1 protein-coding gene is annotated in these 247 nt (G+C 58.3%); it reads right to left on the bottom strand.

Translation table 11 applies throughout. The annotated features are described in order from the left end of the window. Nucleotides 1-222: hypothetical protein (locus tag H6A60_RS13465; protein WP_205105363.1), on the bottom strand; the 222-nt coding region annotated here is incomplete at its 3' end. Between the last annotated feature and the right edge of the window lie 25 nt (nucleotides 223-247).

The following is a 247-nucleotide window of genomic DNA, read 5'->3' as shown; positions in this document are numbered from 1 at the left end:
CGCACGCCGCGCCTCCTCGTCGAAGCCATCTGCCAATTCGTCAAGCGCGCAAGCGGAGAGTTTGGCGATCTGAAAAAGGGGGTGATCGGCTTGCTCGTTCGGATGCGCATCAACCATGCCTGCACGTTCCGACGATATTCGCGAGCGAACGGGGTCGGGTTTCACGCGCAAATATTCGTTGCCAAATCCCGCAGCTGCCATCGCCTGAAGCTCTTTCTGCAAAGCCGAAAAGCCCGAGAATCCCATG

This window comes from Sutterella massiliensis, from assembly GCF_016899755.1.
Taxonomy (GTDB): domain Bacteria; phylum Pseudomonadota; class Gammaproteobacteria; order Burkholderiales; family Burkholderiaceae_F; genus Sutterella; species Sutterella massiliensis.
The sequence above is the reverse complement of the archived record's forward strand: the minus strand, read 5'-3'. Positions and strand labels throughout refer to the sequence as shown.